This is a genomic window from Kitasatospora sp. NPDC056184, assembly GCF_042268405.1.
GTDB lineage: Bacteria > Actinomycetota > Actinomycetes > Streptomycetales > Streptomycetaceae > Kitasatospora.
Genome location: NZ_JBHJUI010000017.1, coordinates 115532 through 138511 on the forward strand (window position 1 = coordinate 115532; position 22980 = coordinate 138511).

General features: G+C 71.8%; 18 protein-coding genes and 1 riboswitch. Of the genes, 6 read left to right on the forward strand and 12 right to left on the reverse strand.

What is annotated here, in order from left to right; translation table 11 throughout:
* Positions 1-153: 153 nt before the first annotated feature.
* The 8 genes from ACFC0B_RS28925 to ACFC0B_RS28960 form a co-directional block, all read right to left on the reverse strand.
* Positions 154-1170: a ribonucleotide-diphosphate reductase subunit beta gene (locus tag ACFC0B_RS28925; protein WP_350562776.1), complete on the reverse strand. Its 1017-nt coding sequence runs from the start codon at positions 1168-1170 to the stop codon at positions 154-156.
* Complete coding sequence (locus ACFC0B_RS28930; protein WP_376092176.1) at positions 1170-3575, reverse strand: ribonucleoside-diphosphate reductase subunit alpha; 2406 nt, start codon at positions 3573-3575, stop codon at positions 1170-1172. The genes ACFC0B_RS28925 and ACFC0B_RS28930 overlap by 1 nt, the downstream gene beginning before the upstream one ends.
* A 203-nt stretch (positions 3576-3778) precedes the next feature.
* Positions 3779-3859, reverse strand: a riboswitch (cobalamin riboswitch).
* 122 nt (positions 3860-3981) lie between these two features.
* A complete protein-coding gene (locus tag ACFC0B_RS28935) occupies positions 3982-5238 on the reverse strand; it encodes a ricin-type beta-trefoil lectin domain protein (protein ID WP_376092022.1) in 1257 nt (418 codons plus the stop codon).
* A 97-nt stretch (positions 5239-5335) separates the two neighbouring features.
* Positions 5336-6712, reverse strand: a complete 1377-nt coding sequence (locus ACFC0B_RS28940; RefSeq protein WP_376092025.1) for a glycoside hydrolase family 26 protein — start codon at positions 6710-6712, stop codon at positions 5336-5338.
* The gene (locus ACFC0B_RS28945; protein ID WP_376092028.1) at positions 6712-8709 is read right to left on the reverse strand and encodes a glycosyltransferase family 2 protein; all 1998 of its coding nucleotides are present in this window, start codon (positions 8707-8709) and stop codon (positions 6712-6714) included. The genes ACFC0B_RS28940 and ACFC0B_RS28945 overlap by 1 nt, the downstream gene beginning before the upstream one ends.
* A 197-nt stretch (positions 8710-8906) precedes the next feature.
* Entirely contained in the window at positions 8907-9935 is a 1029-nt protein-coding gene (locus ACFC0B_RS28950; RefSeq protein ID WP_376092031.1) for a DUF2510 domain-containing protein, read from the reverse strand.
* Between the two features lie 98 nt (positions 9936-10033).
* On the reverse strand, positions 10034-10528 hold the full coding sequence (locus tag ACFC0B_RS28955) for a GNAT family N-acetyltransferase (protein ID WP_376092034.1): 495 nt from the start codon (positions 10526-10528) through the stop codon (positions 10034-10036).
* The gene (locus ACFC0B_RS28960; RefSeq protein ID WP_376092037.1) at positions 10471-10845 is read right to left on the reverse strand and encodes a hypothetical protein; all 375 of its coding nucleotides are present in this window, start codon (positions 10843-10845) and stop codon (positions 10471-10473) included. The genes ACFC0B_RS28955 and ACFC0B_RS28960 overlap by 58 nt, the downstream gene beginning before the upstream one ends.
* Positions 10846-10938: 93 nt before the next feature.
* On the opposite strand from ACFC0B_RS28960, the gene ACFC0B_RS28965 reads away from it, so the two are divergent.
* The gene (locus ACFC0B_RS28965) at positions 10939-11910 is read left to right on the forward strand and encodes a helix-turn-helix domain-containing protein (RefSeq protein WP_376092040.1); all 972 of its coding nucleotides are present in this window, start codon (positions 10939-10941) and stop codon (positions 11908-11910) included.
* A gap of 116 nt (positions 11911-12026) precedes the next feature.
* Here the strand turns inward: ACFC0B_RS28965 and ACFC0B_RS28970 are convergent, their stop codons facing one another.
* The 4 genes from ACFC0B_RS28970 to ACFC0B_RS28985 form a co-directional block, all read right to left on the reverse strand.
* A complete protein-coding gene (locus ACFC0B_RS28970) occupies positions 12027-12842 on the reverse strand; it encodes a histidine phosphatase family protein (protein ID WP_376092043.1) in 816 nt (271 codons plus the stop codon).
* A gap of 166 nt (positions 12843-13008) precedes the next feature.
* On the reverse strand, positions 13009-14559 hold the full coding sequence (gene mctP, locus ACFC0B_RS28975) for a monocarboxylate uptake permease MctP (RefSeq protein ID WP_376092179.1): 1551 nt from the start codon (positions 14557-14559) through the stop codon (positions 13009-13011).
* A 59-nt stretch (positions 14560-14618) separates the two neighbouring features.
* Positions 14619-14900, reverse strand: coding sequence for a DUF3311 domain-containing protein (locus ACFC0B_RS28980; RefSeq protein ID WP_376092046.1), 282 nt, complete (start codon positions 14898-14900; stop codon positions 14619-14621).
* Positions 14901-15193: 293 nt separating this feature from the next.
* Positions 15194-15985 (reverse strand): GntR family transcriptional regulator, encoded by a 792-nt coding sequence (locus ACFC0B_RS28985; RefSeq protein WP_376092049.1) that lies wholly within the window; start codon positions 15983-15985, stop codon positions 15194-15196.
* A 337-nt stretch (positions 15986-16322) separates the two neighbouring features.
* Between ACFC0B_RS28985 and ACFC0B_RS28990 the strand changes: the two genes are divergently transcribed.
* The 5 genes from ACFC0B_RS28990 to ACFC0B_RS29010 all read left to right on the forward strand — a co-directional run bounded on the left by ACFC0B_RS28990 (position 16323) and on the right by ACFC0B_RS29010 (position 22863).
* A complete protein-coding gene (locus ACFC0B_RS28990) occupies positions 16323-17621 on the forward strand; it encodes an extracellular solute-binding protein (protein ID WP_376092052.1) in 1299 nt (432 codons plus the stop codon).
* Between the two features lie 155 nt (positions 17622-17776).
* On the forward strand, positions 17777-18739 hold the full coding sequence (locus tag ACFC0B_RS28995; RefSeq protein ID WP_376092055.1) for a carbohydrate ABC transporter permease: 963 nt from the start codon (positions 17777-17779) through the stop codon (positions 18737-18739).
* Positions 18736-19563, forward strand: a complete 828-nt coding sequence (locus ACFC0B_RS29000; RefSeq protein ID WP_376092058.1) for a carbohydrate ABC transporter permease — start codon at positions 18736-18738, stop codon at positions 19561-19563. Before ACFC0B_RS28995 ends, ACFC0B_RS29000 begins: the two co-directional genes overlap by 4 nt.
* 6 nt (positions 19564-19569) lie before the next feature.
* Positions 19570-21123: a glycoside hydrolase family 3 protein gene (locus ACFC0B_RS29005; RefSeq protein WP_376092061.1), complete on the forward strand. Its 1554-nt coding sequence runs from the start codon at positions 19570-19572 to the stop codon at positions 21121-21123.
* A gap of 444 nt (positions 21124-21567) precedes the next feature.
* Positions 21568-22863 (forward strand): extracellular solute-binding protein, encoded by a 1296-nt coding sequence (locus ACFC0B_RS29010; RefSeq protein ID WP_376092182.1) that lies wholly within the window; start codon positions 21568-21570, stop codon positions 22861-22863.
* Positions 22864-22980: the final 117 nt, after the last annotated feature.

Genomic DNA, 22980 nt, shown 5'->3' on the forward strand with positions numbered 1-22980 from the left:
AAACGCTCTTCTGTGGGTTCTGGTGGGAGGTTTTTTTTTTATACGAGCCCGGGCCTGGGGGGGGGTCCCCCCCCCCCCCCCCCCCGCCCCGGGGGCCCCGGGGGGGGGGGGCGGGGGGGGCCACCTCTTTGTCGTCTTCTGTTTCTGTTGTTCCTAGAAGTCGTCGTCGAAGGAGACCGAGCCCTCGACGGCGACCTGGTACGCGGAGACCCGGCGCTCGAAGAAGTTGGTCAGCTCCTGGACGTTCTGGAGCTCCATGAAGCCGAACGGGTTCGTCGAGCCGTACCGGATCGGCAGGCCGAGCCGCGCGAGGCGCTGGTCGGCCACGGCCTGGAGGTACTCCCGCATCGACTCGGTGTTCATGCCGGGGAGGCCGTCACCGCACAGGTCCTGGGCGAACTGGAGCTCGGCCTCGACGGCCTCCTCCAGCATCTCCGTGACCTGCTTGGCCATCTCCTCGTCGAAGAGGTCGGGCTCCTCCTCGCGGACGGTGTCGACCACCGACATCGCGAAGTCCATGTGCATGGACTCGTCGCGGAACACCCAGTTGGTGCCGGTCGCCAGACCGTGCAGCAGGCCCCGGCTCCGGAACCAGTACACGTAGGCGAACGCGCCGTAGAAGAACAGGCCCTCGACGCACGCCGCGAAGCAGATCAGGTTCAGGAGGAACGCGCGGCGGTCCTCCTTGGTCTGCAGCGAGTCGATGTGGTCGACCGCGTTCATGTACTTGAAGCAGAACTGGGCCTTCTGGCGGATGGAGGGGATGTTCTCCACCGCGGCGAAGGCCGCGTTGCGGTCCTCCGGGTCGGGCAGGTACGTGTCCAGCAGCGTCAGGTAGAACTGGACGTGCACGGCCTCCTCGAACAGCTGCCGGCTCAGGTAGAGCCGTGCCTCCGGGGAATTGATGTGCTTGTACAGGCTCAGCACCACGTTGTTGGAGACGATCGAGTCCCCGGTGGCGAAGAAGGCGACCAGTCGGCCGATGAGGTGGCGCTCACCCTCACTCAGCTTCGCCAGGTCGGCGACGTCGGAGTGCAGGTCCACCTCCTCGACGGTCCAGGTGTTCTTGATCGCGTCGCGGTACCGGTCGTAGAACGACGGGTAGCGCATCGGGCGCAGCGTCAGCTCGAAGCCGGGGTCGAGCAGCATCTTGCGGTCGTCGTCGGACATTACTGGCAGGCCTCGCAGGACTCGGGGTTCTCCAGGGAGCAGGCCAGCGCGGCCTCTTCCTCGGGGGTGAGGGTCGGGGCGTCCACCGGCACCGGCGCGGCGGCGCGGGCGGTGCCCGAGGCGGCCTGGGCGATCCGGGTGGCCGGGCGCGAGCGCAGGTAGTAGGTGGTCTTCAGACCGACCTTCCACGCGTACGCGTACATCGAGCTGAGCTTGCCGATGGTCGGCGCGGCCATGAACAGGTTCAGCGACTGGCTCTGGTCGATGTACGGCATGCGGGCCGCGGCCAGGTCGATCAGCGCGCGCTGCGGCAGCTCCCAGGCGGTGCGGTACAGCGAGCGGATCTCCTCGGGCAGCCAGCCGAGCTCCTGCACCGAGCCGTTGGCGTCGCGCAGCGCGTCGCGGGTCTGCTGGTCCCAGACGCCCAGCTCCTTGAGGTCGCGCACCAGGTACGGGTTGACCTGGAGGAACTCGCCGGAGAGGGTCTCGCGCTTGAACAGGTTGGACACCTGCGGCTCGATGCACTCGTACACACCGGCGATGGACGCGATGGTCGCGGTCGGCGCGATGGCGAGCAGCAGCGAGTTGCGCAGGCCGGTGGTGGCGATCCGGGTGCGCAGCGCGGCCCAGCGGTCGGCCCACGCGGGCGCGGCCGTCGGGAAGTGGTCGATGTGCAGCTCGCCGCGGGCGGCGCGGGTCTCGCCGTAGGCCTCGTGGCGGCCCAGCTGCTCGGCCAGGTCGGCGGAGCGCTCGTACGCGGTGAGCATGATGCGCTCGGCGATGAGCGTGGACAGGCGCGCGGCCTCGGCGGAGTCGAAGTCGATCCGCAGCTTGAAGAAGACGTCCTGCAGGCCCATGACGCCGAGGCCCACCGGGCGCCAGCGCGAGTTGGAGGCGCCGGCCTCGGGGGTCGGGTAGAAGTTGATGTCCACCACGCGGTCGAGGAAGGTGACGGCGGTGCGGACGGTGGCGTCCAGGCGCTCCCAGTCCAGCGCGTTCAGCAGGTCGTCGGCCGACGCGCCCTCGGCGACGTGCGCGCCGAGGTTGACCGAGCCGAGGTTGCAGACGGCGGTCTCGGAGTCGTCCGTGACCTCCAGGATCTCGGTGCAGAGGTTGGAGCTGTGCACCGTGCGGCCCGGCAGCGCGGTCTGGTTGGCGGCGCGGTTGGAGGCGTCCTTGAAGGTCATCCAGCCGTTGCCGGTCTGCGCCAGGGTGCGCATCATCCGGGCGTACAGGGTCTGCGCGGGGATGGTGCGCACGGCCTTGCCGGCCAGCTCGGCCTTCAGGTAGGCCTCGTCGAACTCCGCGCCCCACAGGTCGACCAGCTCGGGGACGTCGGCGGGGGAGAACAGCGACCAGTCCGCGTTGGCGTTGACCCGGCGCATGAACTCGTCCGGGATCCAGTGCGCCAGGTTGAGGTTGTGGGTGCGGCGCGCCTCCTCACCGGTGTTGTCGCGCAGCTCCAGGAACTCCTCGATGTCCGCGTGCCAGGTCTCCAGGTAGACGCAGGCCGCGCCCTTGCGGCGGCCGCCCTGGTTGACGGCGGCGACCGAGGAGTCGAGGGTGCGCAGGAACGGCACGATGCCGTTGGACTTGCCGTTGGTGCCGCGGATCAGCGAGCCGCGCGAGCGGATCCGGGAGTAGGACAGGCCGATGCCGCCGGCGTGCTTGGACAGCCGGGCGATCTGCGCGTAGCGCGAGTAGATCGAGTCCAGGTTGTCCAGCGGCGAGTCCAGCAGGTAGCAGCTGGACATCTGGGGGTGGCGGGTGCCGGAGTTGAAGAGGGTCGGCGAGGAGGTCAGGTACTCCAGCCGGCTCATCAGGCGGTACAGCTCGGCGACCTCCGCGACCGACTGCTCGGTGTCGCCGACCGCCAGGCCACAGGCGACGCGGAGCAGGAAGTGCTGCGGGGTCTCGACGACCTTGCGGGTGATCGGGTGGCGCAGCAGGTACCGGGACTGCACGGTGCGCAGGCCGAAGTACTCGAAGCGGTCGTCGCCCTGAGGGTCGACCAGCGCGTCCAGGGCTTCGGTGTGCTTGGCGACGAAGTCGGCGGTGGTGTCGCCGATGAGGCCCTCGGCGTGGCCGACCGCGATCGAGGTGGAGAACGAGACCACGCCCTGGCTCGCCGCCTCGTCCACGATCTCCAGCGCGAGCAGGCGGGCCGCGAGCTTGGAGTACTGGGGGTCCTCGGCGATCATCGACGCGGCGGCGTCGACGGCCAGCCCGCGCAGCTCGGCGAAGTCGGAGCCGGCGTGGCGGCCGCGGAGCGCGGCGGCGGCGACGTGGCCGGGGTCGACCTGGGGGAGGTCGGCGCTGCGGTCGGTCAGGAGGCGCAGGAGCGCACCGCCGGGGTCGGAGACCGTCGGGTCGGCGGGGGCGGAGCTGGAACCCTGGGCGGGCAGGGTGGCTGAGGCAGCGGTGGTCAAGGCGCTCTCTCCTGGCGGCGGTCGACGGCGGTGGCTCGGGCCGGGCCGTTCGGGGCAGGGGAGGACGCCGCGCGGACCCGGAGGCGTCGCGCGTGTGTCGTCCCCGGCCCGCCCGCGAGGCCCGGAAGGTGGTGCTGGTGCCATGGCCCCTGCGGGGAGGCGTCGGCACCGCCGTCGGCAGGTACTCGGACTCGTGGCGCGCCTGGGGAGGCGGCCGCACACCGCTGCGGGGCAGTCCCGGAATCGCACCGGGTTCCCCTGCGTCGACAGCAGGAGTGAGCATACATCTAGTGCTGTCCGTCCGACGAAGCACCACATGTAGTGTCGCGCGGCTGCGTGTCGGGGGTCGGGTGCGATAGGCTGCCGGGGTTTCGGGCGCCCCTCAGACGGGCGCGTGCCACTCCTGCGCGGGGCGCGCGGAGCACAGCCGCATCCGCACCTGCTGGGAGCCCGCGCCGGTGCCGGTGGGGCCGGCGGACGGGTTCTCCACGCACTTCCCGGTGCCCTCGTTCTGCAGCTGCCCGGTGCCGGTGGTGCGCCAGCGCTGGTCGGGCCGGCGGGTGCAGCCGGTCAGGACCGGGAAGCCGATGTCCGGGTCCTCCAGGCAGCGCGCGGCCTGGCCGACGGAGCCGTCCTCGCCCATGGTCCAGGTCTGGGCCGCGGAGCCGTCGCAGGTGGCGGCGCCGACGGCGGCCGGATCGCCGGCCACCCGGCTGTCCAGGCAGGAGCCGGGCACCGCGGAGGTGATCGCGCCGCTCGGACGGCCCGCGGCGACGTCGAAGGAGAACGCGTCGGTGCTGAGGCCCGCGCCGCCCTCCCAGATCTCGAAGCCGGCCTGGACGGCGCACAGGTAGGAGCCGGCCGGGACGTAGCCGCGCTGGACCGCGTCGCGGGTGAAGGCGCGCAGGTCGAGATCGGTGACGGCGTTGGTGGCGGAGGTCGACTCGTAGGTGATCAGGGTGTGGCTGCTCTTCTTCGGCGCCTCGTACACCCGGTAGGACTGGCCGCCGGTGCGCAGCTCGCCGGACTGCTTGCCGAACGGCGAGGTGCCGTTGCCGCGCAGCCAGACCATCACCTCGGCGCTCTCGGTGAAGGAGCAGCTGCCCCGGGTGGTGCTGTACCAGAGGTCGTAGGAGGCGTTCCAGATGCCGCCGTCGACCTGGGTGGTGCGCCAGCTGCTGGTGGCGTACCGCAGGTTGTCGACGGCGACGGGCAGCGGGCTGACGCCGTCGCCGCCGACCGGGGTGCTGATGTGCGGGTAGGCGCCGGGGCCGCGGGCCGGGTCGGTGAGGTTGCCGCGGGCGACGGCGCTGCGGGTGACGGCGAAGCCGGCGCCGTCGGCGCTGCCGCGGATGCACAGGCCGCCGGAGGCGTTCCACTCGTTGGGGTTGATGATGTAGCGCCCGGAGTCCACCGGCTGCGAGGGGTAGCGGTTCTGAGCGGTGGAGCACAGCTCGCCGGGTTCGGCCGAGCCCAGCGGCGGCGGGGCCGGCGGCGGGGCGACGGCCGCGGTCGAGGGGGAGCCCTCGCGCGGGATCAGCACGGCGCACAGGCAGAGCACCAGGAGGGCGGCGGGGGCGAGCCACCACCAGGCGCGCGGACGGGGGCGCCCGGGGCCGGGCAGGAAGGGGCGGGCCATGGTCGTCGCCTCCCGACGGGTACTGGTGTTCGCTGTGCGGGCCGTCCGGGGCTTCCGGCGGCGTTCCGCGGGCCGGCGGGCCCGCGGTCGGTCGAGGCTATCCGGCGTCGCCCGGTGGAGCCGTCCGGGGCTTGGTGGTGGTCGGCTTCTTCCCCGGACCGGCCGAACCGGAGGGCTTGGTGCCGGTGGACCCGGTGGTGGGCTTCGCGCTCGGCGAGGGCGACGGCGCGGGCGGGGCGGACGGCGACGGCGGGGCGGACGGCGGGGCCGTCGGCGGCGCGGCCTTGAGCGGTTGCGAGCGGACGGTCCACTGCCCGGCGTACCGGGGCGCGGAGACCCCGGCGGCGTACGCCGCGCTGGCCGCGTCGGTGGCGGTGACCCGCCAGTCGACCTCCTTGACGGCCTCGTACCAGATCAGGCCGATGATGTCCGGGTGCTGGGGGAGCTGGGCGAACATCTCGGTGATCCAGCGGGCCTTCTGGCCGGAGCTGTCGGTGGCGGCGGTCTCGGTGATGACCACGGGCTTCTGGCTGAAGGCCCGGAGCTTGCGCAGCGTCGGCTCGAAGATCTGGTCGAACGAGGCGTACTTCTCCAGGCCGACGGTGCCGTAGTAGCCGGACAGGCCGATCCAGTCGACGTAGTCGTCACCGGGGTAGAGCGAGTCCAGCGGGGTGGCGTTCTCGTAGTCGATGTTCGGGCTCCACACCCAGACCACCTTGTCGGCGCCGGCCTGCCGGAAGAGGTCGTGGACGTGCTTCCAGGCCTGGACGTACTGGCCGCGGCGGTTGCCGTTGGCCTGCTCGGCCCACGGGTACCAGTAGCCGTTCATCTCGTGGGCGAAGCGCAGCGCGATCGGGTAGCCGAGGTTCTTGACGCCCTCCGCCCACTGCTTGACGTAGGCGTCGAACTCGCCGCCGATGATGCGGCTCAGCGCGTAGTCGGGCTGCTCGCCGCGGAGCTTGTCGACCTTGGACTCCTTGTGGAAGTCCCAGGGCTCCCAGGCGACCATCGGCATGATGCCGCGCTCGGCCACGGAGTCGAAGATCCGGCGGTCGAACTGCTTGTCCCACCACCCGACGGAGAACTCCAGCACGTTCGGTCGGTGCTGGACGGCGGTGGCGAACTCCTCGACCGGGTCGAGGTCGTAGGGGCCGGCCTTGGTCATGATGCCCATGAAGGCGCCGCCGGGTGCCGGGAACGGGGCCGGCGCGGGCTCGGCCGGGGCCGGGGTGGCGGGCGCGCCGGACGGGGCGCCGGAGGGGTCGGTCGCGGTGGCGGTCGGGGTGGCCGTCGGGGCCGGAGCGGCCAGCGCGGCCACCAGCCAGTCCGGCATCGCGGTCGGCGCGGCGCCGGCGAAGGCGTACGGGGCGGGCGCGTTGCGGGCGTTGTACTTCGGCGCCAGCACGAAGGTGTAGCTGACCATCAGCGCGAGCGCGAGCAGGCCGACGAGCCTGGGCACGGTGATCCGCAGCATCAGCGGCCGCCCTTCCGGCCGCCGCCGGCCGGGGCCGGCTCCAGCAGTTCCGCCAGCTCCGGCCCGGGGTCGGCCCCGGTGCCGTCCGTCCCCGTGCCGTTCCTTCCCGCGCCGTCCGTTCCCGTGCCGAGCGTCCCGGCGGCGGTGTCCGGGCGGCGCGGGGAGGGCAGCCGGGCCGCGTCCTGCCGCTCGGCCCGCCGCTCGGCCCGGGCGATCCGGCGCGCGCTGACGAAGGAGATGACCGGCGGCGCGATGCCGGTGAACATGCTGAGGCCGGCCCAGAACCGGAGCAGCCAGATGCCGTGGTGCAGGGTGAAGCTCGCGCCGAGCAGCCCGGCGGCGACGGCGGCCCAGAGCAGGTGCAGCCGGAAGGTCGAGAGCCGCTCGGCGCTGCGCAGGTCGCCCTTGGCGGTCACCGCGTAGGCGAGCGGGCGGCGCAGCAGCGCGGCGACGGCGGCGGCGACGTACACCGGCCCGGCGAACAGCGCCAGGCCCATGCCGGCCATGCCGATCTCGCGCCGTTCGTGGGCGGCCAGGTTGAAGCGCCGCAGCCACAGCCAGAGCAGGAACCAGCTGCCCATGCTGGCGCCCCACAGCGAGGTCCAGAGCAGGGTGTCGAGCTGGATCGAGGTGATCCCGCAGGCCAGGTAGACGGCGGTGGCGAGGCTGCCCAGCACGGTGGTCGCGGCCACGCTCGGGTAGTAGAACTGCACCAGCCCGTACAGCACCCGCTGGCGCAGCCGCAGCTTGATGCCCTTGCGCAGCCGGGTCCTGATCAGGATCTCCCAGATCCCGAACGCCCAGCGCTTCTGCTGGTTGAAGTAGTCGGTCCAGGAGGTCGGGCCCTCGCCGATGGCGAGCACGTCCGGGGTGTAGACGCCCTTCCAGCGGCGGCCGGTGGCCGGGTTCTCGGTGGCCTGCACCCGCATGCTGGTGAGGTGGTCCTCGATGATCGAGTCCTGGTAGCCGCCGATCTGCTGCCAGGCGGCGGGCCGGTAGAGGTGGTTGGTGCCGATCAGCAGCGGGGCGTCCATGCCGTTGCCGCCGCGCTCGACCAGGCCGGAGAACAGGTACTGCTGCACGGAGGCGCCGTGCGCGACCCAGTTGTCGTACATGTTGCCGTACACCTGGGGGGCGACGACGAAGGCGGTGTCGGGGTCGCGGAAGTAGCCGAGGGTGCGCTCCAGGAAGCACGGCAGCGGGACGTGGTCCGGGTCCATCTGGGCCACCACGTCGTACTTGTGCTCGTGCTCGGCCCGCCAGGAGTTGTGGTTGCCGGACTTGGTCTTCGCCCGGAACTCGCCCTCGGTCCGGTTGTACTCGGGGCGGCCCTTGCGGCTGAAGTGGTGCACGCCCAGCCGGGCGGCCATGGCCTTGACCCGGTCGTCGTCGCCCTCGTCGAGGATCCAGACGTCGACCTCGCCGTCGTACTCGATCTCCAGCATCGCCGCGAGGGTCTGCTCGACGATCTCGATCGGCTCCTTGGACGGCACGATCGTGGTGAGCACCGCGACCTTGAGGCCGGGCCGCGCGGTGAGCGGAACCGGGTCCTTGGCGCGGAAGGCGAAGACCCAGACCGCGAGGTTCTGGACCAGCCGCACCACCTCGACGGTCACCACGGCGCAGAAGCAGATCCGGGCGACGTTGATCCGCCAGTCGGGGGACCAGCCGACGCCCGGCCCGGGTATGTGCGAGGGCAGCAGCAGCCAGCCGACGAACACCAGGCCGGCCACCGCGTTGAGGGAGACCAGCAGCGTCAGCACGATCTTGACGCCGGGTGAGGAGGCGGTGCGGTAGCGGACGGTCTCGACGCCCTCGCCGTCCTCCAGCGGGCCGGTGGTGTCGGCGCAGGCCAGGTAGGCCCGCCGGGCCGAGGCGTTGCGGGACTGGCTGCGGGTGGCGCGCCGCTCGTGCGGGGCCTCGGGGAGGAGTCTGCTGTGGCGTCCTCGCCCGCGCCGGCCGGCGGCGTGCGTCGTCCGTTCCTCGGTGGAGTCCACCAGCCAGTCCCCCGTTGTGGGCCGCCCCGTTGCCCGGGCGGTCGTTGTCGTCCTCGTCCTGGCCCGTGCGTTCCGTGGTGCCCGCCGTGTGGGCGGCGGGCCCGGTGGCCGCTAGTGAGCATACGGGCACACCCCGGTGACGGATCATCGGGGGGCGGGGACGACGGTCGGACGCCGTTCGTCCGGTTGTTCCCGGATCAGGGGGTGATCTTCACCGAGTTGGCGATCTGGTCCATCAGCGCGAGCGACGGGCCCTCGGGGGACTGGTCCAGGCAGATCTGCAGCACCGGCACGGTGGTGGCCCCGGCCGCCGGGGTCACCTCCAGGACGCCGCAGTAGGAGTCGGGGGTCGAGGAGCCGCTGGACATCGGTACGTGCCAGAGCGCCAGATAGCCGTCCAGGCCCTGGATCTTGACGGTGGACTGCTTGACCGGCTCGGGCGGCGTGGGGGCGTCGGAGCCGAAGCGGGCGTTGTACAGCAGCTGGCCCATGCCGAGGACCATGGACTTCGGGTCGGACCAGCCGCCGTTGAACACCCGGAGGTTCTGCACGACCAGGCCGCGGGTGCAGGCGCCGCTGCCGTGGCCGACGCAGGCGTACGGGGAGACCGCGTAGCGCACGTCGGTGGGGTTCTTGGCGTCGCTCTGGACCTGCCAGTCGGCCGGCAGCATGAAGTTCATCTTCGACTCCTGGCCGGTCACCGGCTTCCCGCCGGACAGCTGCTGACCGCCGGTCAGGGCGGTGCCCATGAAGCCGTTGGGGCTCTTCGGGTCGGCGGCGACGTCCGGGCCCGTGGTGCGGCCGGCCGAGGGGGTGGCTCCGGTCTCGTCGGCGGTGCGGTTGCCGACGACGTAGCCGCCGGCGGCCATGACCACGGACAGCACCACGGCGCCGACGCCGATCAGCACCCGGCGGCGGGTGCTGCTGGGCTCGACGGTCTCGAAGACCACGGAGGTCGGGGTGAAGGGCCGCGGCGCGGCCGGGGCGGTGGACGCGGCGGGCGTGGTCACGGTGGGCGTCGCGGCGACCGAGGGGGCGGGGCCGAAGGCGCCCGGGACGCCCTGGTTCGGGACGCCGCCGGCGGTCCCGGTCGTCACGGTGGCGGCGTCGGTCCCGGTGGTCGGCCGGGTGCGGCCGCTCCATGCGGATCCGTCCCACCAGCGCTCCGTGTTGGGCTGCCCGGAAGGATCGTCGTACCAGCCAGCCGGCGTGCTCCCCGTCGTCATGCGGCGGATCCTAGCAGTCGGTCAAATGCGATCGTCATACCCGTTGGCGGATCGCGCCCTTGGGCTCAGGGGCGGCGATCGAGGGGCCTGACGGCCGCTCAGAAGGCCGTGCTGTAGACCATCAGGTCGATGCCCGGGACCGGCGACCAGTCACGCTCCGGGGCTCGGCGGAAGCCGACCCGCTCGTAGATCCGGTGCGCGGTGGTCATCCCCGGCTGGGTGGAGAACGCCATGCCGGCCAGGCCCAGCTCGCGGCTCCGGGCGACGGCGGCGCGCACCAGCGCCTCGCCGGCGCCGCGCCCGCGGGCGGCCGCGGCGGTGGCGAGCATCCGGATCTCGCCCTCCTCGGGGGTGGCGATGTCGGCCCACTCGGTGCCGCCGACCGCGAAGGTGACGCAGCCGAGGACCGTCCCGTCGGCCGCGTCCACCGCGACGAGGAGTTCGGCCTCGGCGGCCCGGGTGGCCGCGTCGCGCAGCCGGTCCACGTAGACGCTGTCGGGCGCGGTGAAGCCGTCGCCGACGAAGGCCTCGACGGTTATGCGGCCGGCTTGCTCGTACTCCTCGGCGCGGGCCGGGCGGATGACGATGTCCATCCGGCCAGTGTGCCGGAATCCCGCCGGACGGCGCTGAGCGGGGGGCGGGCCTCCGCTTCGGCGGCCGTGGCGGTGGCGGCAGCCGTGGCAGCGGCGGTGGCGGGGTCGGCGGCCGGGCGGAGCGAGGCGGCGGGCAGGGTGCCGTAGAGCCGGTCGGGCAGGGCGGGGTCGTCGGGGTAGCCGCCAGGACGGTGCCAGTTGTCGCGTCCGGTGGCCTTCTGCCGCGCCACGTCGCGTCCGATCAGTCCGCCGAGCAGGCCGAACCCGCCGACGGCCCCGAGCAGGGCGAGTGCGCTGGCGAGCGTGTCGGAATCCATGGCTCCACCTTCGCCGCAACACCGCGCGGCGGCGAGTGGCAGGAACGCCTTATTGCATCGAAAAACTGCCAGCGGTCGGGCTACCCTGGCGGCATGCTGAAGAACGTCGTGGCCGTGGTCATGGAGGACGTCCACCCCTTCGAACTCGGGGTCGCCTGCGAGGTGTTCGGCCTGGACCGGAGCGAGGACGGGCTGCCCGCCTACGACTTCGCGCTCGCCGGCGCCCGGTCGGGCCTGCACCGCACCCACGCCGGCTTCGCCGTCGACGTCCCGCACGGGCCCGAACGGCTCGCTGCCGCCGACCTGGTGGTGGTCACCGCCAGCTCGATGCGCGCCGAGTACCCGGCCCCGCTGCTGGACGCGCTGCGGGCGACCGTCGAGCGCGGCGCCCGGGTGCTGTCCATCTGCAGCGGCGCCTTCGTGCTCGGCGCGGCCGGCCTGCTGGACGGCCGCCGGGCCACCACGCACTGGCGGTACACCGCCGAACTGGGTGCCCGCCATCCGAGGACCACCGTCGAGCCGGACGTCCTCTACGTGGACGACGACCCGGTGATCACCTCCGCCGGCACGGCGGCCGGCATCGACGCCTGCCTGCACCTGGTGCGCAAGGTGCAGGGCGCCGAGGTGGCCCGGGGGATCGCCCGCCGGATGGTGGTGGCGCCGCACCGGGAGGGCGGACAGGCCCAGTTCGTGCACCGCCCGCTGCCGGAGGGCGACGGCGAGTCGCTGGCCCCGCTGCTCGACTGGATGCGCCACCACCTCGACGAGGAGTCGACCGTCGAGCAGCTGGCCGCCCGGGTCCACATGTCGCCGCGCACCTTCGCCCGGCGCTTCCACCAGGAGACCGGCACCACCCCGCACCGCTGGCTGATCGGGCAGCGGCTGCTGCTCGCCCAGCGGCTGCTGGAGTCGACCACCGAGCCGGTGGACGCCATCGCGGCCCGGTGCGGCTTCGGCAACGCGGCGACCCTGCGGCACCACTTCGGCCGCCGGCTCGGCACCACGCCGCTGGCCTACCGCCGCTGCTTCGCCGAGCCGGCCGCCGCCGTCGCCGTCCGGGTCTGAGCGCCGCCGTCCCGGGCGGCCCGCCGTCCCGCCGCCCTGGGCACCCCGCCGCCTCGACCGCGGCGACCGCGGCGTCCGCGACCGCGCTCGCCGCCCGCGTCCGGCGCCCCGCGGGCTCAGCCCGCGTCCTCCAGGTGCCCGGTCTGGTTCCAGCGGTCCGGCCGCAGCCGGCCGCCCTCGGCCCGCCAGACGCTGGCGGAGCAGTTGCGCACCGGCTCCAGCGCGGTCAGCTGCTCCTCGGTGAGCCGGTCCAGCACGTACCGGAGCATGAGCACCGTGCAGTCGTGCGCGACCAGCAGGACCGGACGCCCGGCCTCCTCCGCGCAGATGTCGCGCAGCGCGCTGCGCACCCGCAGCGCCACGTCCGCCCAGGACTCGCCGCCCGGCGGACGGTAGTACAGCTCGCCCATCTTCCGCCGCCGGGCCGCCTCCGCGGGGTGATCGGTCTCGATGGCGGCCTTGGGCAGCATCTCCAGCACGCCGAGCTCGCGGTCGCGCAGCCGCTCGTCGTAGCGGACGGTGAGCGAGACCGGGACGGCGCCCAGGCCGGCGGCCTGGGCGAGCGCGATCCGGGCGGTCTCGGCGGTGCGGACGTAGGGCGAGCACCAGACGCTGCGCGGCCGGTCGGCGCTGGGCAGCCCGGCCCACCAGCGGCCGAGCGCCTGGGCCTGCTGCTGGCCGTGCAGGGAGAGCGGGATGTCCGCGTCCCGGCTGCTGATCGGCACGCTGAGCGCGCCGGCCGCCTCGGCGAGCTGGAACTCGACGTTGGCGGTGGACTCGCCGTGGCGGGTGGCGATCAGGACGGAGGGGACGGGGGGCAGCCCGGCGGCCGCGGTCGCCGCGGCGGCGCCGGCGGTCCGGTGCGGGGCGGCCGGCCGGTGCCGTCCGTCGGTGTGGTGCTGGCCGTTGAGGGTGGTGCCGAGTTCTGCCATACCGCCGCTCCCCGTGGGTCGATCAGTTGCCGGCCGGTTGCCGGTCCGGTCTGGTTGGTGCCCTGAGTGTGGTGCCCCATGCACCCGGCTGTTCATACATATGATCGCGCCGCCCCCTCCAGTGTTGACCGAGGAGACGGCGCGACCACAGGGCGCGCAGGGCGTATCAGTGCGCCGCCACGGGCTCCGGCGCGTCCTCGGGCTCCTCCTCGCCGCCGTCGGCGCTGTAGTCGCCCGGCCGGGTCTCGTCCGGCCCGTCCGGCGCCTTCACGGCGCGCAGGACCAGGGTGAGCGCCACCGCGACCAGCAGGTTGAGGACGAAGGCGGTGAGGCCGATGTAGCCGATCTCGCCGATGCCGGGGATCTCGGCGGCGTTCCCGCCGAAGTGCCTGGTCTTGGGGCTGGCGATCCCGTAGGCCTCCCAGGTGCCGTAGACCATGCCGGCCGCCCAGCCGGCGAGCAGCGCCCAGTGGTGGAACCAGCGGGTGAACAGGCCGCCGACGATCGAGACGAAGGTCTGCAGGATCCACAGGCCGCCGAGCAGCTGGAGGTTGATCGCCGCCTGCTTGTCCATGCCGAGCACGAAGACCAGCGCGCCGACCTTGACCAGCAGCGAGACCAGCTTGGCGACCCGGGTCTCGTCGGCCGGGGTGGCGGAGGGCCGCAGGTACTCCTTGTAGACGTTGCGGGTGAACAGGTTCGCCGCCGCGATGGACATGATCGCCGCCGGGACGAGCGCGCCGATGCCGATGGCCGCGAAGGCGACGCCGGTGAACCAGTCGGGGAACATGTCCTCGAACAGCTGCGGCACCGCGAGCTGGGTGTTGAAGCCCTTGTCGCCCTTGCCGATCCCGGCCGCGATCGCCATGAAGCCGAGCAGCGCCAGCAGCCCGAGCATCAGCGAGTACGCGGGCATGATCGCCATGTTCCGGCGCACCGTGGTGCGGGACCTGCCGGCCAGCACGCCGGTCACCGAGTGCGGGTACAGGAACAGCGCCATCGCCGAGCCGAGCGCCAGCGTCGCGTACGTCCACTGCTTGTTCTCCGGCAGGGTGAGCGAGCCGACGGACCCGGGGGCGGCGAACCGCTCGCCGACCGCGTCGAAGATGTGGCCGTAGCCGCCGAGCCGGATCGGGATGTAGACCACCGCGACGATGATCACCACGTAGACGAGGGCGTCCTTGACGAAGGCGATCAGCGCCGGCGCGCGCAGCCCCGAGGAGTAGGTGTACGCGGCGAGCACGCCGAAGGCGATGAACAGCGGCAGGTCCTTGACGAACCAGTTGGCGCTCTCGCCGCCGCCGACGCCCAGCACGTCCAGCACCGCCTGGATGCCGACCAGCTGGAGCGCGATGTACGGCATGGTGGCGAGGATGCCGGTCAGCGCGACCACCAGCGACAGCGGCCGGGAGCCGTAGCGCCCGCGCACGAAGTCGGCCGGGGTGACGTAGCCGTGCACCCGGGAGACCGACCAGAGCCGGGGGAGGAAGAGGAAGACCAGCGGGTAGGCGATGATCGTGTAGGGGACGGCGAAGAAGCCCGCGGCGCCGGTCGCGTAGACGGCCGCGGGGACGGCGACGAAGGTGTACGCGGTGTAGAGGTCGCCGCCGAGCAGGAACCAGGTGATCCAGGTCCCGAAGCTGCGCCCGCCGAGGCCCCACTCGTCGAGGTGGAGCGCGTTGTCGGCGCGCCGCCACCGGGAGGCGAGGAAGCCCATCACGGTGACCAGCAGGAAGAAGAGGACGAACACCGCCAGCGCGGGCACGTTGACCCCGTTCACCGGGCGCCACCACCCTTCCGCGCCCGGGCGGCCCGGCGGGCCTTCTCGTCCCGGTCGACCAGCAGGTAGGCGGCGACCGTGAAGACGGCGGAGACCGGCACCCAGAGCAGCTGGTACCAGTAGAAGAAGGGGACACCGCCGGCTTCGGGCCCGGTCTTGTCGTACGAGCCCACCCAGAGCATCGCGACGATCGGCACCAGCAGGGCGAGCGCGGCCAGCACCCGCTCGGCGGTGACCGCCGGGATGCCGGGGCCGCCGGGTTCTTCTGGCTCGGGCATGACAGGTCGGTCGGTGAGGTCTGACGACATGGTTCGGCTCCGCTCCGGAGGGTTCACCTCGCCGGCGCCGCAACCCCCGGGCAGCCGCACGCCCCCCGTGGGTCCGCCGAGCAGCACCACTGGTGATCGGCAGTCAGTACGGATGCGGAATCTAGAGCATCGGGTGATCCGTGTCACCGGATCCGGGACACTTTCCCGCCATCCGGATCTCCCGCGCGCCCTCCCGACGCAACGAGCCCCGGCGCGCGCCCCTCGCGCGCCGGGGCCCGGAAGCGTACGGGCGCCGGGCCGGACTACTCCGGCCGCTTGAGGCGGGTGATGAACTTGTAGCGGTCCCCGCGGTAGATGGAGCGCACCCACTCGACCGGGTCCCCGTCCGGGTCGAAGGAGTGCCGGGAGAGCTGGAGCATCGGCAGGCCGAGGTCGGAGCCGAGCAGCCCGGCCTCGCGGGGGTTGGCCAGGGTGGTCTCGATGGTCTCCTCGGCCTCGGCCACGGTCACCCCGTAGACCTCGCGCAGCGCGGTGTACAGCGAGTTGTGCTTGGCCAGGTTGCGGCGCAGGGCGGGGAAGCGCTTGGCGGACAGGTGGGCCACCTCGATGGCCATCGGGTCGCCGTTGGCCAGCCGCAGGCGCTCGATCCGCAGCACCCGGCCGCCGGGCTTGATGTCCAGCAGCGGGGCCAGCCGGTCGTCGGCGGAGATGTAGCCGATCTCGATCAGCCGGGAGGTGGGCTCCAGGCCCTGGGCGCGCATGTCCTCCGTGTAGGAGGTGAGCTGGAGGGCCTGGGCCACCTTGGGCTTGGCGACGAAGGTGCCCTTGCCCTGGATGCGCTCCAGCCGGCCCTCGACGACGAGCTCCTGCAGGGCCTGCCGGACGGTGGTGCGGGAGGTGTCGAACTGTGCGGCCAGGGCACGTTCGGGCGGAACCGGGGTGCCGGCCGGCTGGGTCTCGGTAAGCTGCAGCAGGTGGCGCTTGAGGCCGTAGTACTTCGGCACCCGGGCGGTGGGGTCCGCGCCGCCCTGCGTGGCGGGAATCCTCGCCTGGGGGTCGTTGACCTGGGCCGTGCTGCCCCCGTCGCTGCTCATCGGACCTGTCTCCCGCTTCTCGCAGGGCTCCCGGGGAGCCCCACCACATGATTAACGGCTCACATCGTTGCATGTATGGCTACGGAACGAATACCTCATCACGCGATGAACGATGTGCGGTGTCGGCTTGATAACGGGTGGTCCGGATCGGTCGAACAGCCGTTGACAGGCCCATTGGTCTAGGCCAAGCTCCAGGCATCTGGTCTACACCACTAGGCCGGTCACTATGAATCCCCCCACCCGTTCGCTGGAGTCCGCGGCACCATTCCTCCCACCTTGCGTGGGTATGCCGCTGCCACCCGACGGGGGTAACCAAGGCATCCCTCAGGAGGATGGCGTGAAGCGTCAGCTCATCGCGGCGGTCGGTGTCGCGGCCATGGTTGTTGGTCTCGCGGCCTGCGGCTCGGACGCCAAGAAGGACGACAGCAACAACAACGCGTCGGGCAACTCGTCCGCTGCCGCGGGCAAGAAGGACTACAACGGCAAGACGCTCAAGGTGTGGCTGATGTCCGGCTCCGCCCCCAAGGGCTGGGACGACGCGGTCAAGACCGAGTTCGAGTCCACCTACCCGGGCTCGAAGGTCGAGTACCAGGTCCAGGAGTGGACCGGCATCGGCCCGAAGGTCACCGCCGCGCTGTCCGAGGGCTCCGTCGACGTCCTGGAGATCGGCAACACCCAGACGGCCGGCTACGCCGCCACCGGTGGTCTGCTGGACATCACCAAGGACAAGGCCGCCCTCGGCGGTGCCGACTGGGCCGCCAACCAGAGCGAGTCCGCGATCCTGGACGGCAAGCAGTACGCCGCCCCGTGGTTCGTCACCAACCGCGCGGTCACCTACAACAAGGACCTCTGGGCCGCCGCCGGGCTGAGCATCCCGAAGACGCTGGACGAGTTCTACACCGCCCTGGAGAAGCTGAAGACCACCGCGGGCGTCACCGACCCGATCTACATGCCGGGCCAGGAGTGGTACGTCTACTTCGGCCTCCTCACCAGCGAGGGCGGCAAGCTGGCGAAGAAGGACGGCGACAAGTGGGTGGGCGGCCTGTCCACCCCCGAGGCGCAGAAGGCCTTCGACGTCTACAAGAAGCTCCAGAGCTACTCGACCACGGGTCTCAAGGACAAGGACGAGGCCAAGCCGCAGCAGAAGGACGTCTTCGGCGGCGGTGGCATCGGCACCATCATCGGCCTCGGCTGGGAGGTGCCGGACGAGAAGTCCCCGGTGACCAAGGACAAGATCGGCCACTTCGCCCTCCCGGGCAAGACCGCCGACAAGCCCTCCGGCGTCTTCCTCGGCGGCTCGAACATCGCCATCGCCTCGGCCAGCAAGAACACCGAGATGGCCAAGGACTTCCTGAAGATCGCCCTGAACGACAAGAACGAGGGCGCGATCGCGGCCGCGGGCAACATCCCGAACAAGGCCTCGCTCAACGACAAGGTCGCCGGTGACTTCGCCATCGCGGCGAAGGCGGCCTCCTCGGTCGGCGGCATCACCCCGACCACCCCGAACTGGTCGGCGGTCGAGAACGACCCGAACCCGATCAAGGAGTTCCTGACCGGGGCCCTGACCGGCGACTACAACGCCGCCGCGAAGAAGGCCGACGAGGAGATCGCGAAGCGCCTCAACGCCAAGCAGTAGCAGTCGAGCGGCGTCGCTCACCGGCTCCCGGCGGGGGGCCGGTGGGCGGCGCCTGTCCGTCGTGGTCGGGTTGTGAGGAAGAGAGAACGATGGCTGTGCATTCGGAGCGGGTGCAGACACAGTCCCCGGATTCAGGGAAGGCTGCTGTGGCCACTATGAAGACGGACGCCGTGCGCGGTGGCGGCGCCGGCACCCCGAAGAAGAGCGCCAGACCGGCCGACGGGCGGAGCCTCGGCTCCCGGTCCGCGCCGTACCTGCTGCTCCTGCCGGCCACACTGGCCACCCTGGCCCTACTGGGCTGGCCCCTGCTGAAGACCATTCTGGTCTCGTTCCAGAACCTGAACGCGCGCCAGCTCGTCCAGCACCTGACCGAGTGGAACGGCTTCGAGAACTACACCGAGCAGCTGTCCGACCCGGAGTTCTGGTCGGTCACCGGCCGGTCCGTGGTGTTCACCGCGCTCAACGTCTTCCTGATCATGGCGGGCGGCGCGCTGGTCGGTCTGCTGCTCAACCGGCTCGGCAAGAAGATGCGGCTGCTGCTGTCGATCGGCCTGCTGCTCGCCTGGGCGATGCCGGTGGTCGCCTCGACCACGGTCTACACCTGGCTGTTCGAGGCCCGCTTCGGCGTCGTCAACTGGATCCTGGACGCCCTGGGCTGGCACTCGATGGCCGCCTACAACTGGACCAGCACCCAGTACTCGACCTTCTTCGTGATCCTCCTGCTGCTGGTCTGGGGCTCGATCCCGTTCGTGGCGTTCAACATGTACGCGGCGCTGACCACCATCCCGAAGGAGCTCTACGAGGCGGCCCGGATGGACGGCGCCGGCCCGGTCAAGATCTTCACCGCGGTGATGTTCCCCAACCTGAAGCCGTTCTTCCTGGCCACGACCTTCCTCGAGGTCATCTGGATCTTCAAGGCCTTCACCCAGATCTACGCGATCAAGGCCGGCGGCCCCGACGGTCTCACCCGCACGCTGCCGATCCACGCCTTCCTGGAGGGCTCCGGCCGCCAGCACTACGGCACCGGTGCCGCGATCGCGGTGCTCACCATCCTGATCCTGGGCGTCCTCATGGCGTACTACTTCCGGATCATTCTGAAGCAGGAGGACGAGCTGTGAGGCGCTCGCTCATCGGACGCACCTGGCCGAACGTCGTCGCGGTCGTCCTCTTCGTCTTCTTCGCGTTCCCCGTCTACTGGATGATCAGCACGGCCTTCAAGCCGACGAAGGACATCGCCAGCTCGACGCCGGTGTTCATCCCGTTCGACGCGACCCTGGACCACTTCAAGACCGCGGTCAACGTCCCGAAGTTCTGGACGTACACCGCCAACAGCTTCATCGTCACCGTCCTCGCGGTGGTGATCTCGCTGGTGATCGCCACCCTGGCGTCCTTCGCCATCGCGCGGATGAGGTTCCGCGGCCGCAAGACCTTCGTGCTGGTCATCATGGCCGCCCAGATGGCGCCCTGGGAGGTCATGACCATCGCGGTCTACCTGATCTCCCGCGACAACGGCATGCTGAACAGCCTCGTTCCGCTCACCGCCTTCTACATGATGATGGTGCTGCCCTTCACCATCTGGACGCTCCGCGGCTTCATCGCCGCGGTGCCGAAGGAGCTGGAGGAGTCCGCGATGGTCGACGGGTGCACCCGCACCCAGGCCTTCGTGAAGGTGATCTTCCCGCTGCTGGCACCGGGCCTGATGTCCACCTCGCTGTTCGGCTTCATCACGGCCTGGAACGAGTTCCCCCTCGTCCTGATCGTCAACAAGACCGACGGCCAGACCCTGCCGCTGTGGCTGTCCTCCTTCCAGACCGCCTTCGGCAACGACTGGGGCGCCACGATGGCGGCGTCGACGCTGTTCGCCCTCCCGGTGCTGATCCTGTTCGTCTTCCTGCAGCGCAAGGCGGTCGGTGGCCTCACCGACGGCGCCGTGAAGGGCTGATCCCCCGTGAGCATCCTCGTTCCCACCCTCCCGGCCTCCGGCCAGCTGCACCGTGACGCGCTGACCGTCCTGCAGCCCGGCTTCGTCGGCACCGAGCCGCCGGAGTGGCTGCGCCGCCACCTCGCGGCCGGCCTCGGCTCGGTCGCGCTGTTCGACCGCAACGTGGCCGACCTCGGCCAGCTCGCCGCGCTCACCGCCGCGCTGCGGGCCGAGAACCCCGACCTGCTGATCGCCATCGACGAGGAGTCCGGCGACGTCACCCGCCTGGAGGCCGGCTCCGGCTCGTCCTGGCCGGGCAACCTCGCCCTCGGCGCCATCGACGACCCGGCGCTGACCCGCGACGTCGCCCGCGAGCTGGGCCGCGCGCTGGCCGCCGCCGGCGTCAACTACAACTGGGCGCCCACCGCGGACGTCAACTCCAACCCGCGCAACCCGGTCATCGGCGTCCGCTCCTTCGGCGCCGACCCGGAGCTGTGCGCCCGGCACACCGCCGCCTGGGTGGAGGGCCTGCAGTCGGCCGGTGTCGCGGCCTGCTCCAAGCACTTCCCCGGCCACGGCGACACCGCCGTCGACTCGCACCACGGCCTGCCGGTCATCGACGTCGACCTGGACGTGCTGCGCGACCGCGACCTGGTGCCGTTCCGGGCCGCGATCGCCGCCGGGACCAAGGCCGTGATGACGGCCCACATCATGGTCCCGGCGCTCGACCCCAAGCTGCCCGCCACGCTCAGCCCCGCGGTGCTGCGCGACCTGCTGCGCGCGGCCCCGGAGGACGGTGGCCTCGGCTACCAGGGCCTGATCGTCAGCGACGCGATCGAGATGGGCGCCATCGCCGACACCTTCGGCATGGGCGAGGGCACCGTGCTGGCCCTGGCGGCCGGCGCGGACGCGATCTGCGTGGGCGGCGGCCTGGCCGACGAGGACACCGTGCTGATGCTGCGCGACGCCATCGTGGCGGGCGTGCAGTCCGGCCGGCTCCCGGAGGAGCGGCTCGCCGACGCGGCCGCCCGGGTGCGCGCGCTCGGCAGCTGGGCCCGGATCGCGGCCCAGGGCGAGCGGCCGGAGGCGGACCTCGCGGTCGGCCTGCGGGCGGCCCGCCGGGCGCTGCGCGTGGTCCGCGCGCCGGGCCGGGAGGTCCTGCCGGTGACCGAGCGCCCGTTCGTGGCCTCGTTCTCCGCCGAGCCGAACATCGCCGTCGGCGACGTCACCCCGTGGGGCGTGGCCGGCATGCTGGCCGACCGCTTCCCGGGCACCCGCACCCGCGAGGTCGGCCCGGAGGCCGCCGAGGCCGCGGTGCTGGACGCGACGGTGTCCGAGGTGCTGGCCGGGGCCGCCGACCGCCACCTGGTGCTGGTGGTCCGCGACGCCCACCGGCACGAGTGGATGGCGGCCGCGCTGGCCCGCCTGCTGGCGGCCCGTCCGGACGCCGCGGTGGTCGAGATGGGCCTGCCGCAGTCCGAGCCGGTCGGCGCCCTCCACATCGCCACCCACGGTGCCGCCCGGGTCTGCGGGCTGGCCGCCGTCGAGGTGCTCACCGGCCAGTCGGTGGCCGTCGGCTGAGTCCTCGTAGGACCGTCGCACCGGGTGCCCGAGGCACCCGCCCAACGGGCCCGTCATGCGCATGCCGCATGACGGGCCCGCTGCGTTCTCCCGCCGTTGGGTGCCGTGTGACCTGCGGCTTCGTGATCTGACCGTGTTCCCTCAAATCTCCCTTAAGGCAGCCTTAAGTTCTACTTAGGGTGATCGTCGGGCGACTGATCGCCACGCGGTACAACAGGTCTGCAACGGCCTTGACCGCCAGGCCATTTGGCGTTGACAGCAACAGTGGTCTAGGCCAGGCTCCAGTCCATCCGGTTCGAATTTCAATTTCGCCGGATGTGGTATTGGCCCACCCCGAAGCTCTTCGCCGCCCCTCCCCGGACACCCGTCCCGTCGGGCGCCGGCGCGCCGCCGGCGGGCACAAGCACTAAACCCTCGGAGGATGGCGTGAGAAAGCGTCGGTTCATGGCGACGGTCGGCATCATGGCGCTGGCCGCCGGACTGACGGCGTGTTCGTCGGGCGGCTCGGCGTCGGACGGCGCCAAGACCGCCTCGGCGGACCCGCAGTCCGAGACCGGTACGGTCACGGTCTGGCTGATGGACGACGCCCAGAAGAACTGGCCCGACCTCGTCCAGCGGGTCAACGACGAGTTCGCCGCCAAGTACCCGAAGGCCACCCTCAAGCTGGCCTACCAGGGCTGGGCCGACAAGGTGGCCAAGCTCGACAAGGCGATCACCGACGGCAACGCCCCGGACGTGGTCGAGCTCGGCAACACCGAGACCATGAAGTACGTGCTCTCCGGCGCGCTGGCCCCGGTGGAGCGCAGCAGCTTCGACAACTCCGACACCTGGATCAAGGCGCTCGCCAACACCTGCACCTACCAGGACAAGCTCTGGTGCGTGCCCTACTACGCGGGCGCCCGGGTCGCCATCTACAACTCGGCGGCCTTCCAGCAGGCCACCGGCAGCGCCGACTTCCCGAAGACCGAGGACGAGCTGCGTGCGGCGCTCGACAAGATCGCGGAGAAGAACAAGAACGACCGGACCTTCTCGGCGCTCTACATGCCCGGCGCGTTCTGGTACGCCGCGATGAGCTACGTCTCCGCGTACGGCGGCGCCATCGCCCGCTTCGACAGCGGCGGCAACTGGCACGGCACCCTGAGCGACCCCAAGTCCCAGCAGGGCATCAACCACTTCGTCGACCTGGTGCGCAAGTACAACAAGGGCGACCAGGTGCTCAACGAGCAGAACCAGTTCGAGGCGATGGCCCGCGGCCACGCGGCGTCCTTCTACGGCAACGGCTACGAGTCGGCCAGCGTCGTCGCGCCGGTCACCGGCGACCCGAGCCTCAAGGACGCCGTCAAGCTGGCCACCATGCCCGGCCCGGGCGGCAAGCCGCTGCCGACCTTCATCGGCGGCTCGGCCCTCGCGGTCACCGCGAAGTCGCCCTCGGCGGCGCTGGCCACCGACTGGGTCCGGATGTTCACCAGCGCCAAGTCCGAGCAGGCGCTGGCCGACAAGGACATCCTGCCGAACAACCTGAACCAGCTGAACCCGCTGAAGAGCAAGCCGGCCACCGCCGCCGCGGCCAACGCGGTGCCGGACGCCTGGTTCACCCCGCTGGCCCCCGGCTGGGGCGCGGTGGAGAAGCAGAAGATCCTGCCCGACATGCTGACCGCGATCCTCAAGGGCAAGCCGGTGGACCAGGCCACCAAGGAGGCGGACGCCGCCATCGACCAGCTGATCAACAAGGCCGGCTGAGCCGCCGTCCCCCGGACGCCGGAGCCCCTCCCCGCACCGCCGGGAGGGGCTCCGCGCACGCCGGGGCCGGGGGCACCCGCCGTGACCGCCTCCTCGGATGTGCCCCGGGCGGGCGGC